Raw genomic sequence first — 17,627 nt, 5'->3', positions numbered from 1 at the left:
ACGATGACGACCAGAATGGCACTCGCCCTCAGACATGTGCATTTCGAAGATCTCGGCAGCTTTGCCGGACCGCTGCGGGCGGCGGGATTCGCAATCGAGTACCGCGATGTCGGCGACGAAAATTACCTCTCTTTCGATCCGTTGGAGCCCGATCTCGTGATCGTGCTCGGCGGTCCGATCGGGGTCTATGAAGACGAGGCCTATCCCTTCATCGCCGGGGAAATCGCCATGCTTCAGGCACGTCTTGCCGGCAACCGGCCGACGCTCGGAATCTGCCTCGGCGCCCAGCTGATCGCCCGCGCGCTCGGTGCCCGCGTCTACCCTTCCGGCCTGAAGGAGATCGGGTTTTCGCCGCTGAGCCTTAGCGCCGCAGGCGAGGCCTCGGCTCTCCGCCATCTCGCCGACGTCTCCGTCCTGCATTGGCACGGTGACACCTACGACCTGCCGGCCAGCACTGACCTGCTGGCCTCGACATCGCTGATCGCGCAGCAAGGCTTCGCGCGCGGCAATACAGTGCTCGCCCTTCAGTTTCACCCGGAGGCCCAAGCCGGCGCGGCCTTTGAACGCTGGCTCGTCGGTCACGCCTGCGAACTGGCGACCGCCGGGCTCAGCGTGCCGGGCCTACGCGCCGACGCCCGACGTCACGGGCCTCGCCTGGAGGCGGCGGCCGCGTCGATGATCGGCGAATGGCTGGAGAACATCGATGGTTGAGCAGGCCCCGATTGCGCTCGACGCCCTGCTCATCGGCACCCTCACGCCGATCGACGACCGCGGAACCTTAAGCGGTATCGACAAACACCCGGCTCTCGGGCCGGTACATCTCGGTACAACCGGCTTTGCCGGCGACCATCAGGGTGATCTGAAGAGGCACGGTGGCCCGGATAAGGCCGTGCATCATTACCCGCGCGACCACTACGAGGCTTGGGTCAAGGATCTCGGAAGCGTAACCAGGCTGGAGCAGCCGGGCGCCTTCGGCGAGAACATCTCGGCCTTGGGATTGACGGAAAGCGATGTCGCGGTCGGCGACCGGTTTCGCCTTGGTAAAGCCCTTCTCGAGGTGAGCCAGGGCCGGCAACCCTGCTGGAAGCTGAACCGCCGTTTCGATCTGCCGGATATGGCCCGCCGCGTCCAGCAGACCGGCCGAACGGGATGGTACTACCGGGTCATCGAAACCGGCTTGGTTTCGCCCGGTGAGCGGATGCAACTCGTCGAGCGGCGCTATCCCGAATGGACGATCGCCCGGCTGTGGCACTATCTCTATGTCGATACGCTCAACTGCGATGCCCTGTCCGAAATCGCCGATCTCGCCATCCTGCCCCCGAATTGGCGGGACTATGCAGCCAAGCGCCTGCAGACGCGGGCTGTCGAAGATTGGTCCCGCCGGCTCGACGGCGAGGCTCCGGCTTCAACGCCTGGCGGCGCCGTCGAGGGTCGTGACCAGTCGTTGCCGAACGGATGACGCCGACCTGCGGCTGGTGGCGGCCCTGTCCGGCCGCGCCAGCATCTCGGCGATCTCATCGGCAATGAAGATGGCGTGATCGTTGACCTGTGGCAGGCCCATGAGTTCGCCGAAGGTGCCGCGCGCCAGCGGCCCGGCAACGATCAGCGATCTCTCGGCCACGCCACTCGTCCCGATCGCCCGACTCGCCTCATCGCAGGCAAGCCCCAGTCCGACACTGTCTAGGCGCAGCCAGCCCTTCGACGCCAGATCCGCGAGCCAGTCCTGGCTGGAAAGAACACCCGTATGCGCCGGACCGGTCGTCACGACGCAGGCATCGAACAACAGGCGTTCCCGGATGCGCGTCTGCCGGTGACGGATATCGACCGCGATGACCTGACCGTAGCGCTCGACGCCTTCGATCGAAGCGCCGAGGACACGCAACTGTCCCGTCTCGATTGCCTGTCGGATCGCGTCATCGATCTGCGGCGCCACGCGGAACCGGTGGGCGTCCCAGAACGGTCGCAGGCGCTGCACGAGGCGGCGTCGCTCTGCAACCGGCAACGCCCGCCAGACTTGTCCGCCCTGGCTACGCAAAGCGTCGAAAACCGCATGCCAGCTGAGCCCCGCCAGAGCGGCCTGCCGCACCGCCAGGCGCACGCGTCGAAGCAGTTCTAGCGCGGTTCGCGCCGGGGTACCGACAAAATCGCCGAAGGGTTCCTGTGCCCTTCCCGCGTGGCCTCGCGAACGAAGTCCGCGGCGCGACAGGGCGACGATCGAGCCGCGGTGGTCGGCGAGCCTCAGCGACGCAATCACGTCCGCCGCCGTCAGGCCGTTTCCAAGCACCAGAACGTGATCATCGGGACGAAGGCAGGTAAGAGACCCGGCGACCGTAGTGTCGGCGACGAAACGCGGGTGGCCTTCGAGCGCCTGTGCAACGCGCTTCGGCGCACAAGGCGAGGGATGCGTCGTGGCGATCACGACGATGTCGGCCAGCAGCTCCGTCCCAGCGTCGGAGGTCAGCTTCCAGCGCGCTCCACGCCGCTCGATGCGCGCGATGCGCTCGCGCCGGTGCACGACCTTGCCGCTCCGCACGAACGGCGCGACGAACGCGCCGACGTATCGCCCGAACACCGCCCGCCGCACATAAAGATGGCCATCGGCCGCCCTTGCGTCCGGGTCGCCGCGCGGCTCGCCATGGGCCGCCAGCCAGTTCAAAAAATCGTCAGGATCATCAGGAACGAGGCTCATGCGGGCCGCAGGCACATTCGTGCGATGGGCGGGATTGCCGCTATCATAGGCAAGCCCGGCGCCGAGCCGGTCTCGCGGCTCGAAGACCACGATGGCGGCGCCGTCGCTGGCGGCATGGCGTGCAAGGTTCGCCGCGACCACTGCGCCGGTGAAGCCGCCGCCGACAATGGCAATGACCGGTCGCCGCACAGCTGTCACGACTGGGAGACCTTCAGCTTCGGGCGATGATCGCCGGCGATGGTTTCGCCGAACGGCCCGGTGTTGATCGACGTCTCGCGTGCCGGGATGGCGTGGGCCAGCGGCAGATGCGGCAGAACCAGTTCACCGAACCGATAGGCCTCTTCGAGATGCGGGTAACCGGACAGGATAAAGCTGTCGATGCCGATTTGTCGGTATTCTTCCATGCGCGCCCTGACTTGATCGGGATCGCCGACGAGCGCCGTTCCTGCCCCTCCGCGCACCAGACCGACGCCGGCCCAGAGATTGGGAGCGATTTCGAGCTTGTCACGGCGACCACCATGCAGGCGGCTCATGCGGCTCTGACCAACCGAATCCATGCGCTCGAACACCTTCTGTGCGGCAGCAATCGTGTCGTCATCCACATATTGTATCAGTTCGTCGGCGGCCTGCCACGCTTCCCTTGCGGTTTCGCGAACGATCACATGAAGGCGGATGCCGAAGGTAACGTCCCTGCCCTCGGCTTCGGCCAGGGCGCGCACTTCGGCGATCTTGCGGGCAACGTCCTCGACCGGCTCGCCCCAGGTCAGGTACTTGTCGATCGTACGCGCTGCCACCTCCTGGCCCTTGCCGGAGGAGCCGCCGAAATAAAGCGGCGGGTGGGGCTGCTGTACGCACGGAAACAGGAGCTTCCCGCCTTCGATATCGAAGTGGTTCCCCTTGAAATCGACCTCTTCTCCGCGAAGCACGGCCTTGTAGATGTTCAGGAATTCCTCGGTCACCTCGTAGCGTTCGCCATGCGCGAGATGTATGCCGTCGCCCTTGTTTTCGATCGGATCGCCGCCGGTAACGACGTTGATCAGCAGCCGTCCGCCCGAGAGACGGTCCAGCGTGGCCGTCATGCGTGCCGCGAGCGTGGGCGAAAGCAGGCCGGGCCGAACCGCGATCAGGAACCGCAACTTTTCAGTGAGCGGCGCCAGCGCCGAAGCGACCACCCAACTGTCCTCGCAACTCCGCCCCGTCGGGATGAGCACGCCATAGTAGCCGAGCGTATCGGCGGCCTGCGCGACCTGCTTGAGATAATTGAGGTCCACGTTTCGGCCGCCGCGCGTGGTTCCGAGATAGCGGCTATCGCCGTGGGTCGGCAGAAACCAGAGCACATTGATCTTCTCGGGGATCTTCTCGGGGATTTCGTCGGGCACAATTCCCATTCGCGCAAGCCTCCTCGCAGGTTCCTTCGGAGGCACGCAAGAGCGTCCCTCGATTGCCAAAAAGCATAAACTCTATAAAATTTATTGACAATAAGAATTCGGACGATCATCCTTGATGTGAGGAAAAATTTTTCCCGCATCAGCCGTGAGCGACCGGGAATTAGATTAAATTTTTCGAGGATTTGGCCATGACCATCGCGCTTGCCGCTTCTCCCGCATTCGATGCCATCGTTCCGACCGCCAATGGTTACGGGTCGATCACCACGCCGGCGCTGAAGGCGGCCATGCGCAACTTCTCAGGTGGCGTCTCCGTCATCACCGCAGGGATAGGCGAAGAGCGTACCGGCGCCACCGTGACCTCCGCAACCGCGCTCGCCGTCGATCCGCCGACCATGATCGTCAACATCAACCGCACATCCTCCACCTGGCCGGTCATCGAGCGCTATCGGCATTTCTGCGTCAACCTTCTGTCGCGCGAACAGCAAAGGGTCGCCGAGCGTTTCTCCGGTGTCGATGGCACCAAGGGCGCCGCTCGCTACGATGGCGCCGAATGGATCCGGCTTGCCAGCGGCGCGTCGGCGCTTGCCGGCGCGCTTGCCGCCATCGATTGCGAGGTCGAGGAGATCATCGAGCGCCATAGCCATGCGATCATCCTCGGTCGGGTGGTGGCGATTAGCGCGGGGACCGGCGAACCGATCGTCTACCACAACGGCCGCTACGGCGGCGTGCAGTTCTGACGCTGCTTTCCATGCATGGCACAGAGCGCTGCCACGGATCTCAAATTTGGAATGGGCTCTCTGCAAAGCCACAAAAAGCGGAATAATTTATCTACATAAAATCCATGCTTTTAATCAACATAATGTGAGGACTTCCCGAGGAAGCCGCAACCGTTGAGGAGCATACGATGACGATCCGCAGACGCACCCTTCTTGCCGCCAGTGCCGCCCTCTTGGCGGCGAGCCAGCTTTCCCTTCCAGCCCATGCGGACGAAACGACGCTGACCATCGGCTACCAGCCCATCGTCGAGCCGTCGCGCGTGCCGCAGGCAGACGGGACCTATGAGAAGGTGACCGGCGCCAAGATCACCTGGCAGAAATTCGACGGTGGCGCAGACGTGATTGCGGCACTTGCATCCGGGTCGATCGACATCGGCTATGTCGGATCCTCGCCGCTGGCCGCCGCCGCGAGCCGCCAAATTCCGCTTGAAACAATCTTCGTCGTCGGCCTGATCAGCGACGCAGAGGCGCTGGCTGTCAAGGGAATCGACAAGCCGGAAGAGCTTGCCGGCAAGAAGATTGCAACGCCCTTCGTCTCGACGGCGCATTACAGCCTGCTCACCGCCTTGAAACACTGGAACATTGACCCGAAGGCGGTTGAAATCCTCAACCTCCGGCCACCGGAGATCGCCGCTGCATGGCAGCGCGGCGATATCGATGGCGCCTATGTCTGGGATCCGGTTCTCTCCGAAATCAAGAAGACCGCGACCGTGCTTGCGACATCGAGCGACGTCGCGAAATGGGGCGGCCCGACCTTCGACGCCTGGATCGTCAGCAAGAAGTTTGCCGAGGAACATCCTGAAATCGTCACCGGCTTCGTCAAGGTGACCGGCGACGCCTATGCGGACTACCGCACCAAGCCGGAGGCCTGGAGCGCGGGCTCGCCCCAGGCCGAGAAGATCGCACGGCTCACCGGTGCAAAGCCCGAGGAGGTGCCGAACCTGCTAAAGGGCTATTACTTCCCTTCGCTCGAAGAGCAGGCGAGCGCTGATCTTCTCGGCGGCGCGACCGTCAAGGCGATCGCCCAGACCTCGGCCTTCCTGCTCGAACAGGGCAAGATCCCGGCAGTCCTCCCCGACTACGCGCCCTACGTTTCCGCCCGCTGGGCGCAGGAAGCGGCAAAGCTCTCGTTCTGACGTTCACTCAATTGCTGCCCGCCCGGATGAAATCTTCGGGCGGGCGCACTTCGCCATGCCAGGAGAACAGCATGTCCGTCCTCTCGCTTGAGAATGTCACATTGCGATACGCGGCCGATGCCGGCCGTAACACGCCGGTGCTTGCATCGATCGATCTGTCGATCGACCACGACGAGTTCGTTGTCGTCATCGGCCGCTCCGGCTCCGGCAAGACCAGCCTTCTCAATCTTGCTGCTGGCTTCGTGAAACCAAGCAGCGGCCGCGTTCGGCTCGATGGCGCGCCGGTCGCCGGCCCAGGGGCAGAGCGCGCCGTCGTGTTCCAGGACGATGCACTCTATCCGTGGCTGACTGCCCTCGACAATGTCGCCTTTCCCCTGCGCCTGCGCGGTTTTTCCAAGGCGGATCGGCTTCGGCGGGCGCGAGCCCTTCTCGATCAGGTCGGGCTCAGCGATGCAGCCGAGCGGCATGTCTGGGAACTGTCGGGCGGCATGCGCCAGCGTGTCGGCATTGCCCGTGCGCTCGCCTCCAGCCCGAAGTTTCTGTTGATGGACGAGCCGCTCGGCGCGCTCGACGCGCTGACCCGCAGCCGTATGCAGGGCTTTCTTCTGGACATATGGCAACGGAATCGCGTCGGCGCCCTCCTGATCACCCACAGCATCGAGGAGGCGCTGCTGCTGGCAACGCGGGTTATCGTGCTTGCCCCCAACCCCGGCCGGATCACCAGCGAAATCTTCACGACCTTCGGCCGCGATCACCTCGCAGGGACACCGCTTTCGGAAATCCGCAGCTCAGCCGCCTTTCGCCGCCTGCAGGACGAATTGACCGTGCTCATCCATGCCGAAGAAGAAGGAATTGCCGCATGAGCATCTCGGTTGAAGGCCTGCCGCCCATCATGCCGACGGCACGTCACCTAGACGAGCAACCGGAACAGAGCGCCGACCGACCACCATTGCCACTTGTCTGGATTTCGCTCGCGACCATTACGGCACTGCTTTTCCTCTGGAGCCTTGCCTCCAGCTATGGTTTCGTCTCGCCGCTGTTCCTGCCGTCACCGGTTGCCGTCTACCAGGCACTCCGGAGCCTTGCCATCACCGGTTTTGTCGATGCGACGCTCGCTGAGCACGTCGGCGCCAGCCTGCTGCGGATCTTCGGCGCGCTTGCCGTCGCCCTCGTCGCCGGCATTCCCGCCGGCCTTGCCATCGGAGCGAGCCGTCTCGGCAAAGGCATCCTCGATCCGATCGTCGAATGCTTGCGACCGCTGCCGCCGCTTGCCTATCTTCCCCTGGTGATCATCTGGCTCGGCATCGGCGAAGCGTCGAAGATTGCGGTGATTGCACTGGCGATGTTACCGCCGGTCATCCTTTCGACGGCAACGGGCGTCCGTTCCGCGTCGGCCGATCACGTCAATGCGGCGCGCTCCTTCGGCGCGTCGCGGCTGCAGGTGCTGCGCCATGTCATCGTGCCGAGCGCCCTGCCCTCGATCCTCACGGGAACCCGTATCGCGCTCGGCGCCGGGTGGTCGACGCTGGTGGCGGCCGAACTCGTCGCCGCAACCCGCGGCCTCGGTTTCATGATCCAGTCCGCCGCCCAGTTCCTTGTGACCGACGTGGTCATCGCCGGTATCGTCGTGATCGCCGCTGTCGCCTTCCTGTTCGAATTGGCGGCACGCCTCATCGAGCGCTGGCTGGTGCCCTGGGCAACGCGGCGTTAAGCGGCAAGCCTTAGCCAGTCTTCAGAGTGACCCGGTTCCGGGTTGCGATCAGTCGCGCCGCGGCATAGGTCTGCGTGACGATTTCCGGCACGAGATCGATGTCGGGCAGGCTGCCGACGCCGAGCGGCCCAATTGCGTAGAGATCGCGCGTCGGGGCTCCGCCCGCGAGCACTTCGCCCGCCGGGCTGACGGCAATGCCGAGATCGAGTTCGTCGGGCTCGGCAAGGCCGCCGGAAAAAAGGCTCTGCATCAACGGCGCCTGAAGGTCAGGCGCCGAACAACGACAGTCGATCACCTGGTCGGCTGACAGCAGCGTCTCCTGGCTTTCACCGGCAAAGCGCACCATCAACCCTTCCGGACGGCGCCGGCCGGCCCAGCCCTTGCGTAGCACGGTCCGCTCGCTGGCAAGCTCCTGCCGGAGACGCAGGTAGAGGGGTGCCGGCAGGCGATTGCGGTGGCTGTCGTAGATCGACCGCAGGTGCCGGTTAAAGCGATGTTTTTCTTCCTCAGGCAGCGCCTGCCACAAGGACCGCGCCCGTCGACGCAGGCCGTTCATGGCCGCCTGCCAGCCGAGCCCTGCTTCTTCTGCCTCGGCACAGGCCTGCCGGACGAAGCGAACGATCTCGCCGAGCCGCGTCGGCATCGGCTCGACCGGAAATGTCGGCGCTGCCGAAAGACGGGTATGCGGCTGCGGCAGGAAACCATGGCGGGAGAGGATGGTGACCTCGCCGGCAAAGCCGTTATCGCGAAGCTGCAGCAGGCGGTCGACCACCCGGACTCCGCTACCGAGCAGGACCGTGTGGCGCGGCACGACGAGACGACGGGCGCGCACCAGTGGCTTTTCCTCGTCGGCAACTTCCATCTCGCCGCGGCGCAAACCAAAACCAGTCGCCAGCACAACGGCGTCGCATTCCACCGTCGCGTTCTCCTGCACCACGAGAAAGCGCCCATTAGCCTGCTTGCGAAGACCAAGCACCGCCTGACAGGAGAGCTGCATCGAAATATCCGGCCGGCGCGTCAGCGCCTCGGAGAAGCGCTGGTAAACATAGTCGCTGAAGATGCTCTTCGGCACGAAGATCTGCTGGAACCCGGGAATGGCGGCCGGCACGGCGGCGCGAAACTCGGCATTGGCCGAGAGCCAGTCGTTGAAGTCTTCGGGCTGACCGGCGGCCACCGAAAGGTCGCGAACGCGGCTGTTGAGGATTTCGCCGCTCTGGGCGGCGGCCAGGACCTGCCCGCCGCTGATCGTCGGTTGCGGGTCGAAGAGATGGACGTGAAAGGCGGCCCGCACAGACTTCATCAGCGCGATAGCCATCATTACACCGGAAAAACCGCGGCCGACGATGGCGATATGCGGCTTGCCCCTGGAAGCCATTTCCGTCGGAGACGTCTTGGCAAACAATCCATGGACAGTCATGTGCACTCTCCTATGGCCGGCCCCGCCGGCAAAGTTTGAAATGCATGGCTGTTTCGGTCCTCAACGCAGACACCGACCGAATTGTGAGGGTATCGGCGACCATCTGCAGGGTCGCGAGAAGATATCGTCCGCCGCAAGGACGGTCGAGCCCGTATGTCCTATCCCGGCTGGCCTGGCACCTTGGCGCATGCGCATCCCTAGACGGTATACTCTATAAACTTTGTGCGTTATTAGAGCGCGAAACGGCGCCGACATCAAGGGCCGTGTGACACGACCACGCAAAGCGGTCTCCGTCGCCATGCTCTGGAGCGTTCAAGCCACGCCGTTTGGCAAGGGTAACTGCTCTGAAAATTCGCCCGGCTGCGCACGTGCAAACTCCCGACGCGAAATCCCGTTCAACACCCTCAATAGGTCATAGCCATGCGACCAGCGGCCAAAACCACTGGCAATGTTGATGTGCCCGGCATGGCCAAGATCGACGAGGCGGCTCCCCCAGCGGGTCGAATAATGACGCAGGCGGTCGAAAGGCATATAGGGGTCGTTCAGGCTGCCGACGACGAGGCTCGAAAAAGGCAAGGGCAGGTCGGGCATCGACCCGAAATCGATGGCGCCCGGATGAAGCCGATCGGTCGGACCGAGATCGCACGGCGCGACGAGCAAGGCGCTGCGCACCTGCCGGGCGAGCGGGCGCCGCACGAGATTGGCGACCAGAAGGCAGCCGAGGCTGTGGGCCACGAGGTCGACGGTTCCATGCCGGAAGATCTCGTGTTCGAGCCTGTTGCGCCAAAGATCGAGCCTCGGGCGATCCCAATCGTCCTGTTCGACAAGAACCGCCTGCGGATTGTCATTGAGCCAATGGCGCTGCCAGTGGCCGCTGCCCGATCCGAACAGCCCGGGAATGATGAGCGTTGTTGCCATGACATCAGCCGCTTACAAGAATGTTTCAAGGTCACGGCCGCGCATTCTGCCGCGCCCGATTCATGGCTTGATTATGGAAGAGTGGGACAAAGCGCGTAAGCAAGGAACATTCAATATCTATAAATTCTATAGCATAACTTTTCAGCTGCATCGTTTGCCTTCCATCATTTTAGATGTCAGGCATGGAACAAAGTTGGGAGCAGAGTGTTTCTTGAGACGCGGTCAGAAGCGAAAATCAGTTTCCCTTCCGGCCGCCGAAGCGTCAAAAATTTGCGTTGTTGGAGCCCATGAAATTGGTAGTTTGGCGCCGAAAGATACCGGCGCTCGAACAAGCCGGCCAACCGGCGGTTTGAAGATCGGTTTGGATGAGGGGATAGCGCAGCCGCTCGCGGCTGCGGGGCTAAGAGGTGACCGAAAGGTGACGGAGCGACGCAATGGGGACCGGTGGCGATTTCGCCAGCCGAGTGTTTTGCCTGGATTTGGATTGTCGCTCGGGATCACGCTGAGCTGGCTGGTTCTGATCGTGTTGATCCCGTTGTCGGGTCTGGTGTTTCGCGCCAGCGGGCTCGGCTGGGCGCAGTTCGTGGCGCTGGCGCTTGATCCGCGCACGCTCAATGCCTTGAAGATCTCCTTCGGCACGGCCTTTATCGCTGCCGTTATCAATCTCGTCTTCGGCGTCATCCTCGCCTGGGTATTGGTGCGCTACCGGTTCCCCGGCAAGCGGGTGATCGACGCCATGGTCGACCTGCCCTTTGCGCTGCCGACCGCGGTTGCCGGCATTGCGCTGACGACGCTCTATGCCCCGAACGGCTGGATCGGCCAGTTCCTGGAGCCGCTTGGCCTCAAGATCGCCTTCACCCCGGCCGGCATCGTCATTGCCCTGATCTTCGTCGGCCTGCCCTTCGTGGTCAGGACCGTGCAGCCGATCATGGAGGAGATCGATAAGGAAGTGGAGGAGGCTGCCGCCACCCTTGGCGCCAGCCGCTTCCAGACGATCAGCCGGGTGCTTTTGCCGGGGCTCTTGCCAGCCGGCCTCACCGGCTTTGCGCTCGCCTTTGCCCGCGGTGTCGGCGAATACGGCTCGGTGATCTTCATCGCCGGCAACCTGCCTTATGTCTCCGAGATCGCGCCGCTGCTGATCGTCATCCGGCTCGAAGAGTTCAACTATGCGGCTGCGACAGCAATTGCCGCGGTCATGCTGGCGATCTCGTTTGCCATGCTGCTCCTCATCAACTCGATCCAGGCCTGGAGCCGGCGGAGATATGTCTATGTCGCATGACCTGACCGCCGCCTCAGCACCCAGTCCCGGCCTCAGTCCGGCCTCCGGCCCTCGCGCCGCCCTGCCGGAACTGGCCGCCGCCACCTCCGAAAGCCGCTTTGCCCGACTGACGCTGACGATCACGGCGCTTGCCTTCGTCGCACTGTTTTTGCTTTTGCCGCTCGCCGCCGTCTTTACCGAGGCGCTGCGCAAGGGCGTGACGGAATTCGTGCTGGCCCTTGGCGATGCCGAAACCTTTTCCGCCATCCGCCTGACGCTGATCGTCGCCGCCATCGCCGTGCCGCTCAACCTCGTCTTCGGCGTGGCCGCCGCCTGGGCGATCGCCAAGTTCGAGTTCAAGGGCAAGGCCTTCCTGACGACGCTGATCGACCTGCCGTTCTCGGTCTCGCCGGTGATCTCCGGCCTCGTCTTCGTGCTTCTGTTCGGCTCGCACAGTGTCCTTGGTCCCTGGCTGCAGAGCCACGGCATCCAGATCCTCTTTGCCGTGCCGGGCCTGGTGCTCGCCACCGTCTTCGTCACCTTCCCCTTCGTCGCCCGCGAGCTGATCCCGTTGATGCAGGAACAGGGCAGTAGCGACGAGGAGGCAGCCTTGTCTCTCGGGGCATCGGGCTGGCAGACCTTCTGGCATGTGACGCTGCCCAACATCAAATGGGGGCTGCTTTACGGCGTGCTTTTGTGCAACGCCCGCGCCATGGGCGAGTTCGGCGCCGTCTCGGTGGTGTCCGGCCATATCCGCGGCGAGACCAACACCATGCCGTTGCAGGTCGAAATCCTCTATAATGAATACAACTTCGTCGCCGCTTTCGCGGTGGCGGCGTTGCTGGCGCTGCTGGCGCTGATCACCCTGATTTTGAAGACGGCGCTGGAGATCCGCTACAGCGCCGAGATCGCCGCCAGCCGCAGGCACTGACCGGGAAAGCCGGCATTCGAAAGGTATTGTCATGGACGTGCGCGTTCACAACATCCGCAAGGAATTTGGCCGCTTCCCGGCGCTCGACGACGTCTCGCTCGACATCCGCTCCGGCGAGCTGATCGCGCTGCTCGGCCCCTCCGGCTCCGGCAAGACGACACTTCTGCGTCTCGTTGCCGGGCTCGAAAGCCCGACCGAAGGCACGATCTTCTTCGGCGACGAGGATGCCTCGCAAAAGACCGTGCAGGAGCGCAACATCGGCTTTGTCTTCCAGCACTATGCCCTGTTCCGCCACATGACCGTGCTCGACAACGTCGCCTTCGGCCTCAAGGTGCGGCCCTCCAATCGCCGCCCGCCTTCGGCCGAGATCCGCAAGCGCGCGCTCGATCTGCTCGACCTCGTCCAGCTCTCCGGCCTCGACAAGCGCTATCCGGCGCAGCTCTCGGGCGGCCAGCGCCAGCGTGTGGCGCTCGCCCGCGCCATGGCGGTGGAACCGAACGTGCTTCTGCTCGACGAGCCCTTCGGCGCGCTCGACGCACAGGTCCGGAAAGAACTGCGCAAGTGGCTGCGCGACATTCACGACCGCACCGGCCACACGACGATCTTCGTCACCCATGACCAGGACGAGGCGCTGGAGCTCGCCGACCGCGTCGTCGTCATGAGCAAGGGCGTGATCGAACAGGTCGGCACCCCCGACGAGATCTACGACCATCCGGTCTCGCCCTTCGTCTACGGCTTCATCGGCCAGTCGAACTGCCTCAATGTTACGCTGCAGAACGGCGAGATCTGGTTCGAGGATCGGCCGATCGGGCTGCGCGCCCCGTCCGAGCCCGACGGCCCCGCGAAACTGCACTTCCGCCCGCATGACATCGAGTTGGTCGACGGCTCCGGCGGTTGCCTTGCCGGCCTCGTTGCCGCCAGCCGCCGGGTTGCCGGCACCCGTCATCTCGAACTCGACCTTGGCCGCAACCATCCGCATGTCGAGATCGAACTCTCGCCCGAGCGCGCCGCTGCCGGCGACCACAGCCGCATCGCCTTCCGACCAACAAAGTGGAAGATCTTCAGGGAAGGTCGACCGGAGATGAAGATCGCTCCGGCCGGAGCCACGGAATCCCAGCGCCAGACGGCCGATGAGGCCGAATCCATGCTCGCCGCTCAGGTCTCCTGGGCGACTCCCTAAGGAAGTTTAAGCGGCCAGATTTCGACCACGCCGTGAGCAACGGCGCAGGGTGTCTGCGAAACCAGGGCGATGGCTTCGTCGAGATCGGCCGCTTCGATCACCGCGAAACCGGCCACCGGCAACGGGGATGACAGGAACGGACCATTCTTGGTTTCGACCCGCGCCGCATCCGCATTGCGCACCTGCACGGGCGCGCCGGCAATCCCCATCAACACGCCATCGGCCTGAAGTCGCGCGTCATGCGCATGCGCCGCATCGCGCACCACTGCCGCCGTGCGATCGTAGCCGGCGCGATCGCCGTATCCGATGGTGATAAATTTCGGCATGAACCTCTTCCTTCAAGTTGCCAGAGAAAAAACGCGCCTACCTCTGACGGGCTAATTGACAGCCCGGCCTTCAGGCCGTTCCGTTGAAGGAACGCGGATGCGCCGGGAAAGTTGCGACGCCGGTGCACAGCGTCAAAAGAGGGAGGATCCGATACCGACCATCATCGCCCATCACAACATTACCAAAGGCGCCGATCACTGGCTGAAATCGCCGAGACGCAAGGAACTCTTCGGCGCGCTCGGCATCACCAACATCCGGACCTTCGTCGACCCAAAGGACCCGACGCGCGTGGCCGTCATGATGGATGTTCCCGATATTGGCGCCCTCTCGCAGGCGATGCAAAGCCAGGCTGCGGTGGACGCCATGGCCTATGACGGGGTTGTGCCGTCATCGCTTGTGATCCTGGTTGAATCGTAGCGCGCCTTCGCGCGGTGTGCCTCTGTACCTTGCCACGCAGGGTGAAAGACCGCGCTTCGGCCTCTCGCCATGGCGTCGAGATTGAGCCGCTACAATGCGGTACATATTGCGGCGAAGACCGACACATCCGGGATACCTCGCCTGAACAGATTGCGATCGTTGCCTCACGAACAGAAGAAGGAACGATCGCATGAACCACCGCATCCTCCCGACCATCGCGCTTGCCTTGGCGACAAGCGTCGTCGCTTTCGCAGCGCAAGCAGCCGAGATCAAGAACATCGTCATCGTTCACGGCGCTTTTGCCGACGGTTCCGGCTGGAGAGAAGCCTCCGAAATCCTCGGGCGCCGCGGCTTCAACGTGACCGTCGTCCAGGAGCCGCTGACGTCGCTCGGCGCGGACATCGAGGCGACGAACCGCATCCTCGATCTCCAGGATGGCCCGACCCTGCTCGTCGGCCACAGCTATGGCGGCATGGTCATCACCGAGGCCGGACACCATAGCAAGGTCGAAGGCCTGGTCTATGTGGCCGCCTTTCAGCCCGACAAGGGCGAAAACCTTGCAGCGCTCGCCGGATCGAAACCTGCGGCCGCCATGAGCGTGCGCGAAACCCCGGACGGCAAGTATCTCTATCTCGACCCAAAGGCGTTTCCGGCCGACTTCGCCGCCGATTTGCCTGCGGCGGAGGCGGCCTTTGCGGCGAAATCGCAGGTCCTTGCCGCCAGGAGGTCTTCGCCGCCAAGGTCGGCGACCCCGCCTGGCGCACCAAGAAAAGCTGGTCGATCGTCGCGACCGATGACCGCGCCATCAACCCGGACCTGGAGAGAAGCATGGCCAAGCGCGCCGGCAGCCAGGTGACCGAAATCAAGGCCAGCCACGCTGTCTTTGCGTCGCAACCGGAGAAGGTTGCGGGCGTCATCGAGGCCGCAGCCAACGAGGCCGGCAAATAGCCCGAATGCCGTTCTCCGCGACCTGAGTGTGACCTTCGGCACTCAGGTCGCTTCCTTGACGGTAACTGAGATCTGCCGCCAAAGACCTGTAACAATCCTTCGGTAGTTTGCCTCGGATCACGCCTCAGTGCGAAGCGCTTTCGCCATGTCCCGTAAAGTCGCCGCCGAAGCGCGGCTTGACAGCGTGCGGCCAACGGCGGCAAACTTCGCGGATGGGGGTGCGATCACCCCATGAGGCGCCAGCCGAAGCATCGCGTCCATAGAACCGCTCATCCGGAGGACGCGTCATGTCGTCGTATCTCGAAATATCATCGGAAAAACTCGCTCGCCTCATCGGCACGCCGAACTGTCCCGCGCTGATCGACGTTCGCGTCGACGAGGACTTCGACGCCGATCCACGTCTCGTCCCGGGATCCGCCCGGCGCGACTATCGCACTGTGCAGGACTGGACACACGACGTCGACAAAGCGTCGGCGATCGTCATCTGCCAGCAGGGCAAGAAGCTCAGCCATGGCGTTGCCGCCTGGCTGCGCAATGCCGGCATCTCCGCCGATGTGCTCGAAGGCGGGTTCGAGGCGTGGGTCGAAGGCGGCAGCCCCGCCGTGCCGTCTTCGGCTCTACCGGAACGGAACGCCCAAGGGCACACGGTCTGGGTCACCCGGGCGCGGCCGAAGATCGACCGCATCGCCTGCCCCTGGCTGATCCGGCGCTTCGTCGATCCGCATGCCGTTTTCCTTTACGTAGCGCCGTCGGAAGTGGAGATGGTCGGCGAGCGCTTCCGGGCGACACCGTTCGACATCGACGCGCCCGTGCGCTGGAGCCACCGCGGCGAGCGCTGCACCTTCGACGTCATGGTCGAGGAATTCGGGCTTGCCACGGCCCCGTTGCTGCGGCTCGCCAGGATCGTGCGGGCTGCCGATACCGCCCGCCTGGAACTCGCGCCGGAGGCCTCTGGCCTGCTTGCTGCCTCGCTCGGGCTTTCGCGCATGTATGCGGACGATCTGGAACAGCTGGACGCCGGTATGCTGCTCTACGACGCCTTCTATCGCTGGTGCCGGGATGCTACCAACGAGACCCACAACTGGCCCTCGGCCAAGAAGGACGCCTGAGATGACCGACATTGCGGACAGGGCCGCGCCGGGACCGGCGCGGCAACGGGAAAGCCACGGCATCTCCTTCGGCGAAGCGGTCCGGGTCTGGGCGCGGATTGCGGCGCTGAGCTTCGGCGGGCCGGCTGGACAGATCGCCGTCATGCACCGCATCCTGGTCGATGAAAAGCGCTGGATCGGCGAACACCGTTTCCTGCACGCGCTCAACTACTGCATGCTTCTGCCGGGACCCGAGGCGCAACAGCTTGCCGTCTATATCGGCTGGCTCCTGCATCGCACCGCCGGCGGCCTTGTCGCCGGCATCCTCTTCGTGCTTCCGGGGTTCCTCGCGATCCTGGGCCTGAGCTACATCTACGCCGCCTTCGGCAATGTCACGGTCGTCGAGGGCCTTTTCTTCGGTCTGAAGGCCGCGGTGCTCGCGGTCGTCGTTCAGGCCGTCTTCCGCATCGGCGGGCGAGCACTGAAGAACAAGGTGATGATCGGCATTGCCGCAGCCGCCTTCATCGCCATCTTCGTTTTCCGGGTCCCCTTCCCGCTCATCATTCTTGCAGCCGGGGTGCTTGGCTACATCGGTGCACGTTCCGGCTCGGATTTCTTTCGCATCGGCGGAGGCCACAAGGCCGGCACGGGTCCGGTGCTCAAGGACGAAGACTCCGTGCTCGGCGACGAAATTCCCGCGCATGCGCGCCCGAACCTCGCCTGGTCGCTGCGGATCTCGGCGATCCTGCTTGCCCTGTGGCTGGTGCCGCTGGCGTTGCTCGTCGCCATTCTCGGCACGGGCAACGTCTTCAGCCAGATTGGCCTCTTCTTCAGCCAGATGGCGGTGGTCACCTTCGGTGGCGCCTATGCCGTACTTGCCTATGTCGCCCAAGAAGCGGTGCAGCACTACGGCTGGCTGAAGCCGGGCGAGATGCTTGACGGGCTCGGCATGGCCGAGACGACGCCTGGGCCGCTGATCATGGTCGTCCAGTTCGTCGGCTTCATGGGTGCCTATCGCGATCCCGGCACGCTTTCGCCCATGGCGGCTGCGACCCTCGGAGCGATGCTGACGACCTGGGTCACCTTCGTTCCCTGCTTTCTCTGGATCTTCCTGGGCGCGCCCTTCATCGAGCGGTTGCGCAACAACGTCGCGCTGACCGGCGCCATGTCGGCGATCACCGCCGCCGTCGTCGGGGTCATCCTCAACCTTGCGGTCTGGTTTGGCCTGCACACGCTGTTTGCCGAAGTCGCCCCCTGGACGCTCGGGCCGTTGGCGCTCGATATTCCGGTCCTAGGGTCGCTGGTGTTGCCGTCACTGCTGCTGACGCTCGCGGCCGGCGTGGCGATCTTCCGCTTCAATGTGTCGGTCATAACCACGCTGCTTGCCTGCGCGCTCGCCGGCATGGCCTGGACGCTGGCAACGAACTGAGGGCGGAGCCGGCG

General features: G+C 64.0%; 17 protein-coding genes and 1 pseudogene. 13 read left to right on the top strand and 5 right to left on the bottom strand.

Annotated features, from left to right (window positions below; genetic code table 11):
- The first annotated feature begins 3 nt into the window (after positions 1–3).
- Together AC3WVQ_RS23975 and AC3WVQ_RS23970 are read left to right on the top strand one after the other, a co-directional pair.
- Complete coding sequence (locus tag AC3WVQ_RS23975) at positions 4–711, top strand: glutamine amidotransferase (protein ID WP_268087690.1); 708 nt, start codon at positions 4–6, stop codon at positions 709–711.
- The gene (locus AC3WVQ_RS23970; protein WP_090301751.1) at positions 704–1,459 is read left to right on the top strand and encodes an MOSC domain-containing protein; all 756 of its coding nucleotides are present in this window, start codon (positions 704–706) and stop codon (positions 1,457–1,459) included. Before AC3WVQ_RS23975 ends, AC3WVQ_RS23970 begins: the two co-directional genes overlap by 8 nt.
- Here AC3WVQ_RS23970 and AC3WVQ_RS23965 read toward each other — a convergent pair.
- Together AC3WVQ_RS23965 and ssuD are read right to left on the bottom strand one after the other, a co-directional pair.
- Positions 1,406–2,887, bottom strand: a complete 1,482-nt coding sequence (locus AC3WVQ_RS23965) for an FAD/NAD(P)-binding protein (protein WP_268087691.1) — start codon at positions 2,885–2,887, stop codon at positions 1,406–1,408. The two genes, AC3WVQ_RS23970 and AC3WVQ_RS23965, sit on opposite strands and share 54 nt — an antisense overlap.
- Entirely contained in the window at positions 2,884–4,077 is a 1,194-nt protein-coding gene (ssuD, locus tag AC3WVQ_RS23960; protein WP_210187493.1) for an FMNH2-dependent alkanesulfonate monooxygenase, read from the bottom strand. Before ssuD ends, AC3WVQ_RS23965 begins: the two co-directional genes overlap by 4 nt.
- A 188-nt stretch (positions 4,078–4,265) precedes the next feature.
- Here ssuD and AC3WVQ_RS23955 point away from each other — a divergent pair, with 188 nt between their 5' ends.
- From AC3WVQ_RS23955 to AC3WVQ_RS23940, 4 genes are all read left to right on the top strand, one after another.
- Positions 4,266–4,814, top strand: a complete 549-nt coding sequence (locus AC3WVQ_RS23955; protein WP_083523842.1) for a flavin reductase family protein — start codon at positions 4,266–4,268, stop codon at positions 4,812–4,814.
- 167 nt (positions 4,815–4,981) lie between these two features.
- Positions 4,982–5,989: a taurine ABC transporter substrate-binding protein gene (tauA, locus tag AC3WVQ_RS23950; RefSeq protein ID WP_060610805.1), complete on the top strand. Its 1,008-nt coding sequence runs from the start codon at positions 4,982–4,984 to the stop codon at positions 5,987–5,989.
- 71 nt (positions 5,990–6,060) lie between these two features.
- Positions 6,061–6,852, top strand: coding sequence for a taurine ABC transporter ATP-binding protein (locus AC3WVQ_RS23945; RefSeq protein ID WP_034801977.1), 792 nt, complete (start codon positions 6,061–6,063; stop codon positions 6,850–6,852).
- Complete coding sequence (locus tag AC3WVQ_RS23940) at positions 6,849–7,700, top strand: ABC transporter permease subunit (protein ID WP_492383051.1); 852 nt, start codon at positions 6,849–6,851, stop codon at positions 7,698–7,700. Before AC3WVQ_RS23945 ends, AC3WVQ_RS23940 begins: the two co-directional genes overlap by 4 nt.
- Positions 7,701–7,710: 10 nt before the next feature.
- Here the strand turns inward: AC3WVQ_RS23940 and AC3WVQ_RS23935 are convergent, their stop codons facing one another.
- Positions 7,711–9,117, bottom strand: coding sequence for an FAD/NAD(P)-binding protein (locus tag AC3WVQ_RS23935; protein WP_492383050.1), 1,407 nt, complete (start codon positions 9,115–9,117; stop codon positions 7,711–7,713).
- A gap of 312 nt (positions 9,118–9,429) precedes the next feature.
- Positions 9,430–10,035 carry an RBBP9/YdeN family alpha/beta hydrolase gene (locus AC3WVQ_RS23930; protein WP_192358724.1) on the bottom strand — a complete coding sequence of 202 codons (606 nt, stop codon included), beginning with the start codon at positions 10,033–10,035 and terminating at the stop codon, positions 9,430–9,432.
- A gap of 418 nt (positions 10,036–10,453) precedes the next feature.
- Here AC3WVQ_RS23930 and cysT point away from each other — a divergent pair, with 418 nt between their 5' ends.
- From cysT to AC3WVQ_RS23915, 3 genes are read left to right on the top strand one after another with little or no spacing between them, the layout of a single operon-like run.
- Positions 10,454–11,314: a sulfate ABC transporter permease subunit CysT gene (gene cysT, locus AC3WVQ_RS23925; RefSeq protein ID WP_192358718.1), complete on the top strand. Its 861-nt coding sequence runs from the start codon at positions 10,454–10,456 to the stop codon at positions 11,312–11,314.
- Entirely contained in the window at positions 11,304–12,224 is a 921-nt protein-coding gene (gene cysW / locus AC3WVQ_RS23920; RefSeq protein WP_112773461.1) for a sulfate ABC transporter permease subunit CysW, read from the top strand. Before cysT ends, cysW begins: the two co-directional genes overlap by 11 nt.
- A gap of 31 nt (positions 12,225–12,255) precedes the next feature.
- On the top strand, positions 12,256–13,404 hold the full coding sequence (locus AC3WVQ_RS23915; RefSeq protein ID WP_064817028.1) for a sulfate/molybdate ABC transporter ATP-binding protein: 1,149 nt from the start codon (positions 12,256–12,258) through the stop codon (positions 13,402–13,404).
- Here the strand turns inward: AC3WVQ_RS23915 and AC3WVQ_RS23910 are convergent.
- Positions 13,401–13,730: a YciI family protein gene (locus AC3WVQ_RS23910; RefSeq protein WP_034799698.1), complete on the bottom strand. Its 330-nt coding sequence runs from the start codon at positions 13,728–13,730 to the stop codon at positions 13,401–13,403. The two genes, AC3WVQ_RS23915 and AC3WVQ_RS23910, sit on opposite strands and share 4 nt — an antisense overlap.
- Positions 13,731–13,881: 151 nt before the next feature.
- Here AC3WVQ_RS23910 and AC3WVQ_RS23905 point away from each other — a divergent pair, with 151 nt between their 5' ends.
- The 4 genes and pseudogenes from AC3WVQ_RS23905 (at position 13,882) to chrA (ending at position 17,613) form a co-directional block, all read left to right on the top strand.
- Positions 13,882–14,148: a hypothetical protein gene (locus AC3WVQ_RS23905; RefSeq protein WP_034799696.1), complete on the top strand. Its 267-nt coding sequence runs from the start codon at positions 13,882–13,884 to the stop codon at positions 14,146–14,148.
- A 190-nt stretch (positions 14,149–14,338) separates the two neighbouring features.
- A pseudogene (locus AC3WVQ_RS23900) lies at positions 14,339–15,096 on the top strand (alpha/beta hydrolase).
- Between the two features lie 287 nt (positions 15,097–15,383).
- Complete coding sequence (locus AC3WVQ_RS23895; protein WP_034799692.1) at positions 15,384–16,205, top strand: chromate resistance protein ChrB domain-containing protein; 822 nt, start codon at positions 15,384–15,386, stop codon at positions 16,203–16,205.
- Position 16,206: 1 nt separating this feature from the next.
- Complete coding sequence (chrA, locus tag AC3WVQ_RS23890) at positions 16,207–17,613, top strand: chromate efflux transporter (RefSeq protein ID WP_113188787.1); 1,407 nt, start codon at positions 16,207–16,209, stop codon at positions 17,611–17,613.
- Positions 17,614–17,627: the final 14 nt, after the last annotated feature.

It is taken from the genome of Ensifer sp. EB106-05-01-XG146 (genome assembly GCF_058791875.1).
This window is presented reverse-complemented; position numbering and strand designations above follow the sequence as displayed.

Bases quoted from the DNA above. Each gene is read 5' to 3' on its own strand.
- chrA (WP_113188787.1), top strand. From the start codon at position 16,207: ATGACCGACATTGCGGACAGGGCCGCGCCGGGACCGGCGCGGCAACGG.
- AC3WVQ_RS23940 (WP_492383051.1), top strand. From the start codon at position 6,849: ATGAGCATCTCGGTTGAAGGCCTGCCGCCCATCATGCCGACGGCACGT.
- AC3WVQ_RS23930 (WP_192358724.1), bottom strand. From the start codon at position 10,035: ATGGCAACAACGCTCATCATTCCCGGGCTGTTCGGATCGGGCAGCGGC.
- cysW (WP_112773461.1), top strand. From the start codon at position 11,304: ATGTCGCATGACCTGACCGCCGCCTCAGCACCCAGTCCCGGCCTCAGT.
- AC3WVQ_RS23895 (WP_034799692.1), top strand. From the start codon at position 15,384: ATGTCGTCGTATCTCGAAATATCATCGGAAAAACTCGCTCGCCTCATC.
- AC3WVQ_RS23935 (WP_492383050.1), bottom strand. From the start codon at position 9,117: ATGACTGTCCATGGATTGTTTGCCAAGACGTCTCCGACGGAAATGGCT.
- AC3WVQ_RS23955 (WP_083523842.1), top strand. From the start codon at position 4,266: ATGACCATCGCGCTTGCCGCTTCTCCCGCATTCGATGCCATCGTTCCG.
- AC3WVQ_RS23970 (WP_090301751.1), top strand. From the start codon at position 704: ATGGTTGAGCAGGCCCCGATTGCGCTCGACGCCCTGCTCATCGGCACC.
- AC3WVQ_RS23945 (WP_034801977.1), top strand. From the start codon at position 6,061: ATGTCCGTCCTCTCGCTTGAGAATGTCACATTGCGATACGCGGCCGAT.
- AC3WVQ_RS23910 (WP_034799698.1), bottom strand. From the start codon at position 13,730: ATGCCGAAATTTATCACCATCGGATACGGCGATCGCGCCGGCTACGAT.
- tauA (WP_060610805.1), top strand. From the start codon at position 4,982: ATGACGATCCGCAGACGCACCCTTCTTGCCGCCAGTGCCGCCCTCTTG.
- ssuD (WP_210187493.1), bottom strand. From the start codon at position 4,077: ATGGGAATTGTGCCCGACGAAATCCCCGAGAAGATCCCCGAGAAGATC.
- AC3WVQ_RS23915 (WP_064817028.1), top strand. From the start codon at position 12,256: ATGGACGTGCGCGTTCACAACATCCGCAAGGAATTTGGCCGCTTCCCG.
- AC3WVQ_RS23975 (WP_268087690.1), top strand. From the start codon at position 4: ATGACGACCAGAATGGCACTCGCCCTCAGACATGTGCATTTCGAAGAT.